Below are 14174 nucleotides of genomic sequence, written 5' to 3'. Positions count from 1 at the left end.
CGGTGGGCAGCAACTTCTGCAGAACAATGCTGCGCCTGCTGGCGGAACGCGAGCAGTTGGGTGTGGTGGCCGATCAGGTGGGATGTCCGACGTCCACCCTGGGACTCGCCCAAGCCTGTTGGCGGGCGCTTGCACTCGAGGAAATCGCTCCGCAGATCTTGCATTGGAGCGATGCCGGCGCGGCCAGTTGGTACGACTTCGCCGTCGCCATTGCTGAGCTCGGCGTGACGCACGGCTTGCTCACCCGGGTGGCCCAGGTGAAGCCGATACCGACCGCTGACTACCCCACCCCTGCCCAGCGCCCTGCCTACTCGCTGCTCGACTGCAAGGCGACGCGCGAGGCCTTGTCCCTGCAGCCCCAGCACTGGCGAGCGGCCCTGGAGCAGGTGCTGCTGCGCATAGCCTCCAATCCAGCCAGCACCCCAGCGTGATGACGGTTTCGCTTCCCAGCTCGATCCAGCGCGTGCTGGTGACCGGTGGGGCCGGGTTTATCGGCGGGGCTGTGGTGCGGCGGCTGTTGGCTGAGACCAGCGTCCAGGTCTTCAATCTCGATAAGTGCGGCTACGCCAGCGATCTCACGGGTATTGAGCAGTTTGGCGAGACAGCAGCGCAGCGCCATCAGCTGTTGCAGGTGGACCTCAGTGACCCTGAGGCCACCGCCGCTGCCGTGCGTCAGGCCGATCCCGATTTGGTGATGCACCTGGCTGCTGAGAGCCACGTGGATCGCTCCATCGATGGCCCTGGCGTCTTTGTCAGCAGCAACGTGCTCGGCACCTTCAACCTGCTCCAGGCGGCCCGGGCCCACTTCGAGCAGTTGCCGGCGGATCGTGCGCAGGCCTTTCGCTTTCACCACATCAGCACCGATGAGGTGTTCGGCTCCCTGGGTGAGCAGGGTCGTTTTTCAGAGACCACGCCCTATGACCCCCGTTCGCCCTACTCCGCCAGCAAGGCGGCCAGCGATCACCTGGTGAGCGCCTGGCATCACACCTATGGCTTGCCGGTGGTGCTGACCAATTGTTCTAACAACTTCGGCCCCTGGCAGTTCCCGGAGAAGTTGATCCCGGTGGTGATCCTCAAGGCCGTGGCCGGCGAGCCCATTCCTCTCTATGGCGACGGCGGGAATGTGCGCGATTGGTTGTACGTGGAGGACCACGTCGATGCGCTGTTGCTGGCGGCCACCCAGGGCCAGCCCGGCCGCAGCTACTGCGTCGGTGGCTACGGGGAGCGCACCAATAAGCAGGTGGTTGAGGCCATCTGCAGCCTGCTTGATCAGCGCTTGCCCCAGGGGGCTCCCCACTCCCGCCTGATCACCCCGGTGACGGATCGCCCCGGCCATGACCGCCGTTATGCGATTGATCCCGGCCGCATTGAGCAGGAACTGGGCTGGACGCCCCGCCATCCCTTTGAACAGGGACTGGCTGCCACGGTGGATTGGTACCTCGATCACCTGGGCTGGTGCCAGGCGATGCGGCAGCGCTCCGGTTGGACGGGAGAGCGCCAGGGCCTCTCAGCTGGGCAGGGCCGTCACTCTCAGTAGGCTGCCCGGAGCTCAAATCGGCTCTCTCCATGCTCAAGCTGCTGCTGGGTGACCCCAATGCCCGCAAGCTGAAGCGCTACCAGCCGATTGTCTCCGACATCAATCTGCTCGAGGAGGAGGTCGCCCCCCTCTCCGACGACGAGCTGCGCGGCTTGACGTCCGAATTCCGGCAGAAGCTCAGCAGCCTCCAGGACGATTGCCTTCAGCGGGGCCTCAGCCGCGAAGCCACCCTCGAGCGTGAGCGAAAGCTGCTGGATGAGTTGTTGCCCCAGGCCTTCGCTGTGGTCCGCGAAGCCGGCAAGCGCGTGCTCGGCATGCGCCACTTCGATGTGCAGCTGCTCGGCGGGATGATCCTGCACGACGGCCAGATCGCCGAGATGAAAACCGGCGAGGGCAAAACCCTCGTCTCCACGCTGCCCAGCTACCTCAACGCCTTAACGGGCCGCGGCGTTCATGTGGTGACCGTGAACGACTACCTGGCACGCCGGGACGCGGAGTGGATGGGTCAGGTCCACCGCTTCCTGGGGCTGTCGGTGGGTCTGATCCAGCAGGACATGGATCCCTCCAGCCGGCGCCTGAACTACGGCTGTGACATCACCTACGCCACGAACTCCGAGCTGGGGTTCGACTACCTGCGCGACAACATGGCGAATGACATCGCCGAGGTGGTGCAGCGGGACTTCCACTACTGCGTCATCGACGAGGTGGATTCGATCCTGATCGATGAGGCGCGCACACCCTTGATCATTTCCGGTCAGGTGGAGCGTCCCCAGGAGAAGTACCAGAAGGCGTCTGAGGTGGCGGCCCAGTTGGTGCGCGCTGCGGAGATGGGTAAGGACGGCATCGACCCTGAGGGTGACTACGAGGTCGATGAGAAGCAGCGCAGCTGCACCTTGACCGATGAGGGCTACGCCAAAGCCGAGCAACTCCTGGGTGTGGCTGACCTGTTCGATCCCCAGGATCCTTGGGCGCATTACATCAACAACGCCCTCAAGGCCAAGGAGATGTTCATCAAGGACGTGAACTACATCGTCCGCGGTGATGACGCCGTGATCGTCGATGAGTTCACCGGCCGGGTGATGCCTGGGCGCCGTTGGAGCGATGGTCAGCACCAAGCGATCGAAGCCAAGGAAGGACTGCCGATTCAGCCGGAGACTCAAACCCTCGCCTCGATCACCTACCAGAACTTCTTTCTGCTTTACCCCCGCCTGGCCGGCATGACCGGTACCGCCAAAACGGAAGAGGTGGAATTCGAGAAGACCTACAAACTCGAGGTCACGATCGTTCCCACCAACCGCACCCGAGCGCGTCAGGACTGGACGGACCAGGTCTACAAAAACGAAACGGCGAAGTGGCGGGCCGTGGCGCTCGAGACCGCCGAAGTGCACAAGCAGGGTCGGCCGGTGCTGGTGGGCACCACCAGCGTTGAGAAGTCGGAGCTGCTCAGCACCCTGCTGGCGGAGCAGCAGATTCCCCACAACCTGCTGAACGCCAAGCCGGAGAACGTCGAGCGCGAGGCCGAAATCGTGGCCCAGGCCGGCCGCACTGGTGCTGTGACCATCGCCACGAACATGGCTGGCCGCGGCACCGACATCATCCTCGGCGGCAACGCCGACTACATGGCCCGCCTGAAGCTGCGTGAGGTGCTCCTGCCTCGATTGGTGCGCCCGGAAGACGGCCATAAGCCTCCGGTGCCCCTGCAGCGAGCCCCTGAGGCCGCCCCTGGCTTTGGTGCTGCTTCAGCGACTGAATCAGCCAAGGCCCCCTCGGAAGCCAAGGCGATCGGCACCCTCTATCCCTGCACGCTTACGGACGGCACGGATCAGGCCCTCTCCGGTTTGGCCCACGATCTGGTCAAGGCTTGGGGGGATCGTCAGCTCAGCGTTCTGGAGCTGGAAGACCGCATCGCCCAGGCGGCAGAAAAGGCCCCGACGGAGGACGCCCAGATCCTGCAGCTGCGGGAAATGATCAAACGTGTTCGCAGTGAATTTGAGGTGGTGACCAAGTCGGAAGATTCGGTCGTTCGCGAGGCCGGTGGTTTGCATGTCATCGGCACCGAGCGCCATGAGTCCCGACGGGTTGATAACCAGCTGCGGGGCCGGGCCGGTCGTCAGGGCGACCCGGGCAGCACCCGCTTCTTCCTGTCCCTGGAAGACAACCTGCTGCGCATCTTTGGCGGCGACCGGGTCGCTGGCCTGATGAATGCCTTCCGCGTCGAGGAGGACATGCCGATCGAATCCGGCATGCTCACGCGTTCGCTTGAAGGGGCTCAGAAAAAGGTCGAGACCTACTACTACGACATCCGTAAGCAGGTCTTTGAGTACGACGAGGTGATGAACAACCAGCGCAAGGCCGTCTATGCCGAGCGCCGTCGTGTGCTCGAGGGACGGGAGCTCAAGGCGCAGGTGGTTGGTTACGGCGAGCGCACGATGCAGGACATCGTTGATGCTTACGTCAACCCTGATCTTCCGCCCGAGGAGTGGGATCTGGGCCGCTTGGTGGCCAAGGTCCAGGAGTTCGTCTATTTGCTGGAGGACCTCAAGCCTGAACAGCTCAGTGGACTCTCCGTTGATGAGCTCAAGGCCTTCCTGCAGGAGCAGCTACGCAACGCCTACGACATCAAAGAAGGTCAGGTGGAGCAGCAGCGCCCGGGCCTGATGCGTGAGGCCGAGCGCTTCTTCATTCTTCAGCAGATTGACACCCTTTGGCGTGAACATCTCCAGGCGATGGATGCCCTGCGGGAGTCCGTTGGCCTGCGGGCCATTGGTCAGAAGGATCCGCTGATTGAGTACAAGAACGAGGGCTACGACATGTTCCTCGAGATGATGACCGGCATGCGCCGCAACGTCATCTATTCGATGTTCATGTTCCAGCCGGCGCCCTCCGGAGCGGAAACCTCGGCTTAATTAATTGGTGGTTCCTGGGTTGTCCCCCAGGAACTCCAGAATTTCGCGGTCCATGAGGTTCTGCGCGGCGGCAGCCCTGCAGGGCTCATCCAGGGGTTTGCCCTCTGCCAGGTTGCGGAGGCAGTCCTGCGTGCGGGTGAGCTCCGTTTCGAGAGCGTCGATGCGCTCCATCAGGTTGCGAATCACCCGAGCCTCGGCGTCGGGAAGGGCGGAGTGGGCCAGGGGGTTCACGCGAACCCCGCTCTGGTGGACGACCCGTCCAGGAACGCCGACCACGGTGCTGTCCGGGGCGACATCACGCAGCACCACTGAACCAGCGCCGATGCGCGTGTTGGCACCGACTTCAATGGCGCCGAGGACCTTGGCCCCCGCGCCGATGACGACGTTCTCCGCCAGGGTCGGGTGGCGTTTCCCATGGGCCTTGCCGGTGCCTCCGAGGGTCACCCCCTGATAGAGCAGGCAGTTGTTGCCGACGACTGCCGTTTCGCCGATCACAACCCCCATGCCGTGGTCGATGAAGACCCCACGGCCAATCCGGGCACCGGGGTGAATTTCGATCCCGGTGAGCCAGCGTCCGACCTGGCTCAGCAGCCGAGCAGGCAGGGGCGCGACCCGCCAGAGCCGGTGACTGATCCGGTGCAAGGTCAGGGCATGCAGCCCCGGATAGCAGAACAGGATCTCGAACGTGCCACGCGCCGCTGGATCCCGTTCCTTGATGATCGCCAGGTCGGCTCGCAGCGCGTTCAGCATCGTTCCATCTTGCTGAGCAAGAGTTTGACCGAGGGGCCCTCGGTCATGCATGATCTCTAAGCCGGCGGTTGAGCCGCGGCGATTGCGGATGTAGCTCAGTGGTAGAGCATCTCCTTGCCAAGGAGAGGGTCGAGAGTTCGAATCTCTTCATCCGCTTGTGAAACAACAAGGCTGATTGCTCAGCTCATTGTTGCGAAATCAATTTCATTGCCTCTCCAGCCGAGTTCAGCTTGAGAGCAGCCCGATCTCTTTGCGCAGCTGGTCAATCGTTGCCGTCCCGAGGTAGCTCTGGGCGCAGTGCACCTGCGGCATACGCATCAGCTGAGAGCGGTTCTGGCGCAGGCTCTGCTCGACCAGCGGGAGGCTGGGGCGGTCGCAGAGCACATGGCTGGAGGCCCGCAGCAGGGCCAGCAGGCGACTGCTGACATCGGGGGTCGCGGTCATCAACAACAGTTCGTTGCCGCGCATGCTGTGCAGGATCACTTCAGCGGCCCGCAGGATGCCAGGGCTGATGCTGACCAGTCCCACGCAGCTGCCGGCGCGGAGGTCCTTCAGCAGGTCCAGCTCGTGGCGGAAGTCATTGAGATCCACGGGTACGGCCCGCACACCATGGCGTTTGGCGATCTCCTCCACGGGCTGCAGGAAGTAGCGGCTGGTGACCACCGTGCCGTTGCTGGAGTTCTCGAGCACCGCCTCCAGTTCCTCCATCGGAACGACCTCGACCGGGGCATCCAGGTGGGGGGTGAGCTCCTCGGAGATCAGCATTGAGGCGCCGATGTCCTCCCGCGGGGTGCTCACCAGCACCCGGGCGCCGCAGCGCAGCCGCCAGTCGATCTCACGGGTCAAGAGCTCCCGGGCCTGCTGCAGGGTGCAGCCGGCGTTCAGCAGGCCATCCACGCTCTGCCTGACCTCGCGGTCGATGTCAGGAAGGTGCCGTCCACGGGGACCCGGCGGTGGCTTGATTTCCCGTGGGTTCTGTTGATCGCGGACGTAGATGCCCGAGCCGGCCATGGCCTCCACCACGCCGTCGTTTTCCAGCTGCCGGTAGACCTTGCTGATGGTGTTGCGATGCAGGCCGGTCTGCATCGCCAGTTGGCGCGTACTGGGTAGTCGATGGCCTGGCGGGAAGTGCCGCGCCGCAATCGCAAAGCAAATCTGGTTGTACAGCTGGCTCGAGGCCGGGATATCGCTGTCCTGCTGAATGTGGAACCGCACGCCCGAGTGGCACAAGCTGTTCGGGCCACCTTACGGACCTTTGTTCCCGGTGACAATTGCATTGTTGGCATAAAAGCCTGTGCCGGTTTCCAAGAGCGCGAATGCGATGACCATTGAGGCCAGCTGGGTTCAGATCTCTGTTCCAGCAGCAGCGGGTGTGACAGCCACGGTCATGCCGGGCTGGTGGGTTCTGCCTGAGCAGCCTCGCGGGGCGGTCTTGGTGCTGCCAGAGGTGTTTGGAGTGAACAGCTGGGTGCGCAGCGTGGCGGAGCGGTTGGCCCAGGAGGGTTACGCAGCCCTAGCCCTGAGCACCTTCTCGCGCTCTGCTCCCGATTTGGATGTGGGCTACGACGAGGCAGGTTTGGCCGCTGGCCGTGAGCACCGTGACCGTGTGACGGCCGAGCAACTCCTGGCGGACGTCCAAGCCGCTGTCGATTGGATCCAGCAGTCCCATCCTTCTTTAAGCCTCGGCTGCGTGGGCTTTTGCTTTGGCGGTCACCTGGCGATGCTGGCTGCGACGAACCCGGCGATCGCAGCCACCTGTGATTTCTATGGAGCTCGGGTCTCGTCCTTCAAGCCTGGTGCGGTTGAGAAGACAACCCTGTCGGTCGTGCCTGAGGTTGCAGGGCGACTCTGGTGCTTCTGCGGTGATCAAGATCCCTTGATGCCCGCTGAGGAGTTGCAGGCCATTGATCAAGCCCTGCGCTCAGCGGATACCGAAGGGAGTCGCCACCGACTGGTTGTGGCAGCTGGGGCCGGTCACGGATACATGTGCCAGGCCAGAGCAGATTTCCACCCTGAGGCAGCTGCCTCGGGATGGAATCAGATGCTGGAGCTCTTCGCTGAGGCGCTCTAGCCTTCGGCCTTGGCTGCCGCCTGACGAGGGGTCTCGATCGTGCGCACCGCTTTGCTGGCAGCAGCCTCGGCCTCTTTCTCTTTGGCCAGGGGTGTTTTGCGCGGGCTGAGGAACATGATCATGTTCCGGCCCTCACGCTTGGGCTCCTGCTGAATCTCGGCCTTTTCCTCGAGGTCCTTGGCCATGCGGCGCAGGAGCTGTTCGGCCAGGGCGGTGTGCTGGATCTCCCGTCCGCGGAAGATCACGGTGCACTTGACCTTGTCACCTGCTTTGAGGAAGCGAGAGGCCTGACCGAGCCGCACGTCGTAGTCGTGCTGGTCGATCTTGTAGCGCATCTTGACCTCTTTAACTTCGGTCTGGTGCGACTTTTTCTTGGCTTCTTTGGCTTTCTTTTCCTGCTCGAATTTGAACTTGCCGTAGTCCATGATCCGGCAGACCGGTGGGTCAGCCTTCTCACTCACCAGGACCAGGTCCAGCTCACGGTCCTTCGCGACGTCGAGCGCTTCTTCCCTGGTGATCACTCCTAGCTGACTGCCGTCGGCATCGACCACCCGGAGCTGGGGGTAATTGATGCGGTCGTTGATGTTGGGGAGCTCCCGAACAGGAGCACGGCGGTCAAAACGAGGACGGGGTGGCATTCAGACGGGCGAGAGGACGGAAAAACAGTTGCTGTTCACCGTTCACCCTAGGACGTGCTCGATCGCCGACAAGGCCCGCTTCAAGGGATTGTCCTCTTGGCCTGGTGCATCCAGCCATAGGGGTTGATGCTGCCGGCGAAACCAGGTCTTCTGGCGCTTGGCGAACTGCTGGGTGCGCTTGGTGGTCTGCTCAATGGCTTGCTCTTCGGTCAGCTCCCCCCGCAGTAGGGCTCCAGCTTCCGCATAGCCAATGGTGTCCAGCAGGGCGCAGCCCTGCCCATAACGTTCCAGAAGCCCTCGGGTCTCTGCAACCAAGCCATCGGTGTACAGCGCCCGACTGCGCTGGGCAATGCGTTGCCTGAGGTTGCTGGGGTTGAGACCCAGTTCCAGGACCCGCCAGGGCGGCGGATTGGAGCCCTGCTGTTGGCTCAGGGGGCGACCGGTGGCATAGAGCACCTCAAGGGCGCGCTGTGTGCGCACGGCGTCATTGGCCATGATCCGCCCAGCGGCGTCTGGATCGGCTTGGCGCAGCAGGGCGTAGCACTGGCTTTGGCCCAGCGCCTCTAGGTCCGCCCGCAATTGAGGTTGCGGAGGGACCGCTGGCGGAGTCATCCCTTGGGTGATGGCCTTGATGTACAGGCCGCTCCCGCCCACAAGGAAAGCAATTCCCCGCCGCTTGTGTTCCGCTTCGATCGCTCGATCGGCTTCCTGGCGGAACTCCTGAAGGTTGATCGGTTCGTCAGGCGCCCGCAGGTCCAGCAGCTCATGGCGAACGGTGGCTCGCTGCTCGGCAGTCGGTTTCGCGGTGCCGATCGTCATCTCCTTGTACAGCTGCCTGGAATCGACAGACAGGACTGCGAGATCCAGGGCCTGGGCGATCTCGATGGCCAGGGCGGTTTTGCCGCTGGCCGTTGGCCCCATCAAGGCGATGACGAGGGGCTGGCTGGAGGGACTCATCAGCGCACTTTGCCGGTTGACAGCAAATGGAGGGGTGCCCCCCTTGCTGAAATTGCCCCTCAGCGAGCCCTGCAAGCGCCTCTATTGCAACAGTGGTAGATTGCCCCTCAAAGGCTGGTCTTTGCTCGGCTTTTCGCCCTTGTCGAGCCTCCTGCGGGAGAGGTTCAGCTCCTGCAGGATTCCATGAGCGAAGCCACGAAAGTTCAGGCTGCCTACGGCGCCGAGCAGATCCAGGTCCTGGAGGGCTTGGAGCCGGTCCGTAAGCGCCCTGGCATGTACATCGGCTCGACTGGGCCGAGGGGCTTGCACCACCTGGTTTATGAGGTGGTCGACAACTCCGTCGACGAGGCCCTAGCGGGGCATTGCAACGAGATCCGGGTTGCGATCGAAGAGGACGGCAGCTGTTCCGTCAGTGACAACGGTCGGGGCATTCCGACTGATGTCCACCCGAAAACTGGCAAGAGTGCCCTCGAAACCGTTCTGACGGTGCTGCATGCCGGTGGCAAGTTTGGAGCTGGCGGCTACAAGGTTTCGGGTGGTCTCCACGGCGTTGGTGTGTCCGTGGTGAACGCCCTCTCTGAGTGGGTTGAGGTTGTTGTTTATCGCCAAGGCAAGGAACACCGGCAACGCTTTGAGCGGGGTGCGCCGATTGGCACCTTGGCGATTGAGCCCGCAGCGGATGCCAGCCGGACAGGCACCACGGTGCGTTTCAAGCCGGATCTTGAAATCTTCACCGTTGGGATCGAGTTCGACTACAACACCCTCTCAGCACGTTTGAGGGAGCTGGCCTACCTCAATGGTGGGGTCAAGATTGTGTTTCGTGATGAGCGTCCTGCTGCGCGCAATGCAGAGGGTGAGGCCCACGAAGAGATTTATCACTACGAAGGCGGCATCAAGGAATACGTCGCCTACATGAATGCGGAGAAGGACGCTCTGCATCCCGACATTATCTACGTCAATTCAGAAAAAGACGGAGTACAAATCGAGGCTGCACTGCAATGGTGCGTCGATGCCTACTCCGATAACATCTTTGGCTTTGCCAACAACATCCGAACCGTTGATGGTGGCACTCACATTGAGGGTCTTAAGACGGTCCTGACTCGGACACTCAATACCTTTGCCAAAAAGCGAGGCAAGCGGAAGGAATCGGACTCCAACCTCGCCGGTGAAAACATCCGGGAGGGTTTGACCGCTGTGTTGTCGGTCAAGGTTCCCGAGCCGGAGTTTGAGGGTCAGACCAAGACCAAGCTCGGCAACACCGAAGTGCGCGGCATTGTCGACTCTCTGGTCGGTGAAGCCCTGGGCGAATACCTCGAGTTCAATCCTTCCGTGATTGACCTGATCCTCGAGAAAGCGATCCAGGCGTTCAATGCTGCTGAAGCGGCTCGACGGGCCCGTGAGCTGGTGCGCCGGAAGAGCGTCCTTGAGAGCTCAACCCTGCCGGGCAAGTTGGCCGATTGCTCGTCCCGCGACCCGGGTGAGTCCGAGATTTACATCGTTGAGGGTGACTCCGCAGGTGGCTCCGCTAAGCAAGGGCGGGATCGTCGTTTCCAGGCCATTCTTCCGCTGCGGGGAAAGATCCTCAACATCGAAAAAACGGACGACGCCAAGATCTACAAGAACACGGAGATTCAGGCGCTCATCACAGCCCTTGGTTTAGGTATCAAAGGCGAAGAATTTGATGACAAGAATCTCCGCTACCACCGCATCGTGATCATGACCGATGCCGACGTGGATGGCGCTCACATCCGCACCCTGCTGCTCACCTTCTTCTATCGGTACCAGAAGTCGCTGGTGGAAGGCGGCTACATCTATATCGCTTGTCCGCCGCTCTACAAGGTGGAGCGCGGCAAGAACCACACCTATTGCTACAACGAAGCTGACCTCAAAACCACGATCGAAGGCTTCGGCGAGAAGGCGAATTTCACGATCCAGCGCTTCAAGGGTTTGGGCGAAATGATGCCCAAGCAGCTGTGGGAAACCACCATGGATCCCTCCACCCGCATGATGAAGCGCGTTGAGATCGCAGACGCCGCCGAAGCCGATCGCATCTTCACGATCCTGATGGGCGACAAGGTGGCCCCCCGCCGCGAATTCATCGAAACCCACAGCGCCGAATTGGATCTGGCCCAGCTGGATATCTGATGGCGGCCCAGCCTTACGCCAGTTTGCGTTGGGGCGCCATCTTGGCTTTTGCCCTGTTTGCACCGGTGGCCCTGCCGGCTGGTGGTGGTGAGCGCCGGCAGGCTGAGATTCGGCGCCGGTGCGCCAGTGATCCCTTCTTCAGCACGACCAAGGGATGCCTGCAGGCCTCCCCAGAGCGCCAGGCTCCTGTCTTGGCCCAGGTCCCTGTGGATTCTCCGATTGAGGTGCTGAGGACCTGGCGCAATCAGCGTGGGGAACGCTGGTTGCAGGTCAAGGTTGCGTCGCGGCGTGGCTGGATGGCGGCGGCCTAGGCCAGATGCGCGACGCCCTGTTGGTTGCGATCGGAGCCGTACCAGGTGCCTGGCTGCGCTTTCGCGTGGTCAATCACCTGGAGCCGATGCTTCCCCGAAAGCACTGGGGGACATTCACGGTGAATGTCATCGCTTGCTTTGCCTTGGGCTTGGTGGCTGCGTTGGTGAGCCGTTGCGGCCCGGATCAACGTCTTGGCTTGCTGCTGGCCACCGGGTTTTTGGGCAGCCTCAGCACCTTCTCCACCTTCAGCGTTGAATTGCTGCAGGGCCTTAGGGCCGGCCTGGGCAAGGAGGTGGCGCTGTTGGCCCTGGGCTCTGTCGTGGCCGGAGTCCTGGCGGTCTTGGCGGGGGTGGCGATTGGTGGCTGATCGTCAACTCCGCTTTGCCTTGAAGGAGCTGGCCTTGGTGGGCTGCGGCGCGGTGCCGGGTGCCTGGCTGCGCTGGCAGAGCGGCGTCCACTTGGGCCCTGTCCTTGGCGGCAGTGCCGTCTCCGATCTGCTGGTGAACCTGATCGGTTCGTTGATCCTTGGCTTCTTGGCGGGTCCGATGCCCCGGCGCCCCAGCTTGTTGCTGCTGTTGGGGATTGGTTTCTGCGGCTGCCTGACCACCTTCAGCAGCTGGATGCTGGATGTGGTCAAGCTGCTGCAAGCCGGTCAGCCCGTGTTCGGGCTCCTGCTGATCGTTGTGAGCCTGCTGTTGGGGCTGGCGTGTGCGGCGGCTGGTTTTCAGCTCAGCCGCCGCGTCTTCAACGCCTAGGCGAGGGCGGCTTCGATGGCGCCCTTGAGCTCAGCGGAGTCGGGCTCGACGTTGCTCTTGAAGCGCTTGAGCACGGTGCCGTCCTTGCCGATCAGGAACTTCTCGAAGTTCCAGGCCACGGCACCTGCGGGCTCAGCTTGCGTGAGGGTGCTGAAGGGGGCCTCGCCGATGGCCACCTTGGCGTAGACGGGGAAGGTCACGCCGTAGGTGGTCGAGCAGAACTGCTTGATCTCATCAAGGCTCCCAGGCTCTTGGGCGCCGAAGTCGTTGCAAGGGAAGGCGATCACGCTGAACCCCTGGCTGCCATAGCTCTCTTGCAGGGCCTGCAGACCGGCGTACTGGCGGGTGAAACCGCAACGGCTGGCGACGTTGACGGCCAGCAGGACCTGACCATTGAGGTCGCCGAGGCGTTGCTGCTCGCCACTGCCGTTGGTCACCACAACATCGTTGACGCTGATGGCCATGGAATTGATCCGGGGGAGGCCGGACCCTAGCGGCCCTGCCCCATAAACTCGGCGTGTTGCAGCTGAGGGGCCATGGGTGAGGCGTCTACTGCAGCGATGAATCCAGAGGTGTTTATCCAGGAGCTGCGAGGGCTTCTGGAGGCAGGGAATTACGACGCGGTGAAGCTGCTGCTGCAGCCCGTCCAAGAGGTGGATATCGCCGAAGCGATCGGCGGTCTGCCGCGCACGCTTCAGGCCCTGGCCTTTCGGCTCCTGCCCAAGGACGAGGCGATCGCGGTTTACGAGTACCTCGAGCCCACGGTTCAGCAGACCCTGCTGGAGCGTTTGCGCTCCAGTGAAGTCCTGGAGCTGGTGGAAGAGATGTCCCCCGATGACCGGGTGGATCTGTTCGACGAGTTGCCGGCGAAGGTGGTCCGTCGCCTATTGGCGGAGCTCAGTCCGGCGGAGCGTCGGGTGACGGCCCAGCTCCTGGGTTACGAACCGGAGACCGCTGGTCGTCTGATGACGACTGAGTTCATTGACCTCAAGGAGTTCCACAGCGTTGCCCAGGCGCTCACGATCGTGCGCCGCCGGGCCCGGGACACCGAGACGATCTATGCCCTCTACGTGACGGATGCCTCCCGTCACCTCACCGGGATCTTGTCCCTGCGGGACCTGGTGGTGGCGGATCCAGAGCAGCGGGTGGGCGACGTGATGACCCGTGAGGTGGTGAGCGTCGGAACCGACACCGATCAAGAGGAGGTGGCGCGGGTGATTCAGCGCTACGACTTCTTGGCGGTCCCGGTTGTTGACCGCGAGGAGCGGCTGGTGGGAATCGTCACCGTCGATGACGTGATCGACGTGATCCAGCAGGAGGCCACCCGGGACCTCTACGCCGCCGGTGCCGTGCAGGCCGGCGATGAGGACGACTATTTCCAGAGCAACCTGTTCAGCGTGGCCCGGCGCCGGGTGGTTTGGCTGTTGGTTCTGCTGATCGCCAACAGCGGCACCGCTGCGGTGATCGCGTCGATGGATGGAGTGCTCAAGCAGGTGGTGGTCCTGGCGGCCTTCATTCCCCTCTTGATTGGCACCGGGGGCAATGTCGGTGCCCAGAGCTCCACGGTGGTGATTCGCGGCCTGAGCACCCAGCGCATCCAAAGCCTGGGCCCTGCCTTGGCCATTGGCCGAGAAGCGATTGCTGGGGCCCTGCTGGGCCTGTTGATGGTGCTGGTGGTGGTGCCCTGGACGGCCTATGTGAGCGGCGGCAACTGGCTCGTGGCCTCGGCGGCTGGGATCAGCCTGGTGGCGATCACCACCTTGGCGGCGACCGCTGGAGCGGCGTTGCCGCTGTTGTTCAACAGCCTCGGCTTGGATCCGGCTCTCATGTCGGCGCCGTTTATCGCCACAGCCACCGACGTGGCGGGGGTCTTCATCTACCTGCAGACCGCCAGTTGGTTGCTGACTCGGGCCTCTGGCTAAGGGATTTGGCTTCCTGAGAGTCGCTTTACACTTCTTCAGGGTAGGCTTTACATCAGTTCACGTTTCGAGCCGTGGTCGTCGCAATCGCTTCGAGCCGACCCGCTGCAGCGGACCGAGAGACCGCCTTGGCCGGTGGAACGGACCTGGTGCGCTCGTATCTGCGGGATATCGGCCGTGTGCC

14 protein-coding genes and 1 tRNA gene are annotated in these 14174 nt (G+C 62.8%); 10 read left to right on the top strand and 5 right to left on the bottom strand.

Features of this window, described 5'->3' with window-relative positions; translation table 11 throughout:
* The 3 genes from QZ186_RS10020 to secA all read left to right on the top strand — a co-directional run.
* The coding region (locus tag QZ186_RS10020) for a sugar nucleotide-binding protein (protein WP_296416651.1) at positions 1-431 on the top strand (431 nt) is incomplete at its 5' end.
* Positions 431-1537, top strand: a complete 1107-nt coding sequence (gene rfbB, locus QZ186_RS10015) for a dTDP-glucose 4,6-dehydratase (protein ID WP_296416650.1) — start codon at positions 431-433, stop codon at positions 1535-1537. The genes QZ186_RS10020 and rfbB, both read left to right, overlap by 1 nt.
* 29 nt (positions 1538-1566) lie before the next feature.
* Complete coding sequence (secA, locus tag QZ186_RS10010) at positions 1567-4443, top strand: preprotein translocase subunit SecA (RefSeq protein WP_296416648.1); 2877 nt, start codon at positions 1567-1569, stop codon at positions 4441-4443.
* On the opposite strand, the gene cysE is transcribed toward secA, so the two are convergent.
* Positions 4444-5244 carry a serine O-acetyltransferase gene (gene cysE / locus QZ186_RS10005; RefSeq protein ID WP_296416647.1) on the bottom strand — a complete coding sequence of 267 codons (801 nt, stop codon included), beginning with the start codon at positions 5242-5244 and terminating at the stop codon, positions 4444-4446.
* A gap of 33 nt (positions 5245-5277) precedes the next feature.
* Between cysE and QZ186_RS10000 the strand changes: the two genes are divergently transcribed.
* Positions 5278-5349: transfer RNA gene (locus QZ186_RS10000), tRNA-Gly, on the top strand.
* A gap of 69 nt (positions 5350-5418) precedes the next feature.
* On the opposite strand, the gene QZ186_RS09995 is transcribed toward QZ186_RS10000, so the two are convergent.
* Complete coding sequence (locus QZ186_RS09995) at positions 5419-6408, bottom strand: GntR family transcriptional regulator (protein ID WP_247476531.1); 990 nt, start codon at positions 6406-6408, stop codon at positions 5419-5421.
* A 106-nt stretch (positions 6409-6514) separates the two neighbouring features.
* Between QZ186_RS09995 and QZ186_RS09990 the strand changes: the two genes are divergently transcribed.
* Positions 6515-7264: a dienelactone hydrolase family protein gene (locus tag QZ186_RS09990; RefSeq protein ID WP_296416645.1), complete on the top strand. Its 750-nt coding sequence runs from the start codon at positions 6515-6517 to the stop codon at positions 7262-7264.
* Here QZ186_RS09990 and infC read toward each other — a convergent pair.
* Positions 7261-7902, bottom strand: a complete 642-nt coding sequence (gene infC / locus QZ186_RS09985; protein WP_010314200.1) for a translation initiation factor IF-3 — start codon at positions 7900-7902, stop codon at positions 7261-7263. The two genes, QZ186_RS09990 and infC, sit on opposite strands and share 4 nt — an antisense overlap.
* A gap of 42 nt (positions 7903-7944) precedes the next feature.
* Positions 7945-8859: a tRNA (adenosine(37)-N6)-dimethylallyltransferase MiaA gene (gene miaA / locus QZ186_RS09980; RefSeq protein ID WP_296416644.1), complete on the bottom strand. Its 915-nt coding sequence runs from the start codon at positions 8857-8859 to the stop codon at positions 7945-7947.
* 183 nt (positions 8860-9042) lie between these two features.
* Here miaA and gyrB point away from each other — a divergent pair, with 183 nt between their 5' ends.
* Genes gyrB through QZ186_RS09960 form a run of 4 tightly spaced genes read left to right on the top strand, consistent with a single transcriptional unit; the run spans position 9043 to position 12071 of the window.
* Positions 9043-11004, top strand: coding sequence for a DNA topoisomerase (ATP-hydrolyzing) subunit B (gene gyrB, locus QZ186_RS09975; protein WP_247476534.1), 1962 nt, complete (start codon positions 9043-9045; stop codon positions 11002-11004).
* Positions 11004-11315 carry an SH3 domain-containing protein gene (locus tag QZ186_RS09970; RefSeq protein ID WP_296416643.1) on the top strand — a complete coding sequence of 104 codons (312 nt, stop codon included), beginning with the start codon at positions 11004-11006 and terminating at the stop codon, positions 11313-11315. The genes gyrB and QZ186_RS09970 overlap by 1 nt, the downstream gene beginning before the upstream one ends.
* 5 nt (positions 11316-11320) lie before the next feature.
* Positions 11321-11683, top strand: a complete 363-nt coding sequence (locus tag QZ186_RS09965) for a CrcB family protein (RefSeq protein ID WP_296416642.1) — start codon at positions 11321-11323, stop codon at positions 11681-11683.
* Positions 11673-12071 carry a CrcB family protein gene (locus QZ186_RS09960; RefSeq protein WP_296416641.1) on the top strand — a complete coding sequence of 133 codons (399 nt, stop codon included), beginning with the start codon at positions 11673-11675 and terminating at the stop codon, positions 12069-12071. The genes QZ186_RS09965 and QZ186_RS09960 overlap by 11 nt, the downstream gene beginning before the upstream one ends.
* Here the strand turns inward: QZ186_RS09960 and QZ186_RS09955 are convergent.
* Positions 12068-12535, bottom strand: coding sequence for a glutathione peroxidase (locus QZ186_RS09955; RefSeq protein ID WP_247476539.1), 468 nt, complete (start codon positions 12533-12535; stop codon positions 12068-12070). The two genes, QZ186_RS09960 and QZ186_RS09955, sit on opposite strands and share 4 nt — an antisense overlap.
* A 72-nt stretch (positions 12536-12607) precedes the next feature.
* On the opposite strand from QZ186_RS09955, the gene mgtE reads away from it, so the two are divergent.
* Complete coding sequence (gene mgtE, locus QZ186_RS09950; RefSeq protein WP_296416638.1) at positions 12608-13993, top strand: magnesium transporter; 1386 nt, start codon at positions 12608-12610, stop codon at positions 13991-13993.
* Positions 13994-14174 lie beyond the last annotated feature (181 nt).

Source organism: Vulcanococcus sp. DEBay_Sum29NL08_54, from assembly GCF_017859255.1.
Lineage (GTDB): Bacteria > Cyanobacteriota > Cyanobacteriia > PCC-6307 > Cyanobiaceae > Vulcanococcus.
The sequence above is the reverse complement of the archived record's forward strand: the minus strand, read 5'-3'. Positions and strand labels throughout refer to the sequence as shown.

Coding starts and splice junctions, on each gene's coding strand:
- mgtE (WP_296416638.1), top strand. CDS start 12,608: ATGGGTGAGGCGTCTACTGCAGCGATGAATCCAGAGGTGTTTATCCAG.
- QZ186_RS09990 (WP_296416645.1), top strand. CDS start 6,515: ATGACCATTGAGGCCAGCTGGGTTCAGATCTCTGTTCCAGCAGCAGCG.
- QZ186_RS09970 (WP_296416643.1), top strand. CDS start 11,004: ATGGCGGCCCAGCCTTACGCCAGTTTGCGTTGGGGCGCCATCTTGGCT.
- rfbB (WP_296416650.1), top strand. CDS start 431: ATGACGGTTTCGCTTCCCAGCTCGATCCAGCGCGTGCTGGTGACCGGT.
- miaA (WP_296416644.1), bottom strand. CDS start 8,859: ATGAGTCCCTCCAGCCAGCCCCTCGTCATCGCCTTGATGGGGCCAACG.
- cysE (WP_296416647.1), bottom strand. CDS start 5,244: ATGCATGACCGAGGGCCCCTCGGTCAAACTCTTGCTCAGCAAGATGGA.
- infC (WP_010314200.1), bottom strand. CDS start 7,902: ATGCCACCCCGTCCTCGTTTTGACCGCCGTGCTCCTGTTCGGGAGCTC.
- QZ186_RS09965 (WP_296416642.1), top strand. CDS start 11,321: ATGCGCGACGCCCTGTTGGTTGCGATCGGAGCCGTACCAGGTGCCTGG.
- QZ186_RS09955 (WP_247476539.1), bottom strand. CDS start 12,535: ATGGCCATCAGCGTCAACGATGTTGTGGTGACCAACGGCAGTGGCGAG.
- secA (WP_296416648.1), top strand. CDS start 1,567: ATGCTCAAGCTGCTGCTGGGTGACCCCAATGCCCGCAAGCTGAAGCGC.
- gyrB (WP_247476534.1), top strand. CDS start 9,043: ATGAGCGAAGCCACGAAAGTTCAGGCTGCCTACGGCGCCGAGCAGATC.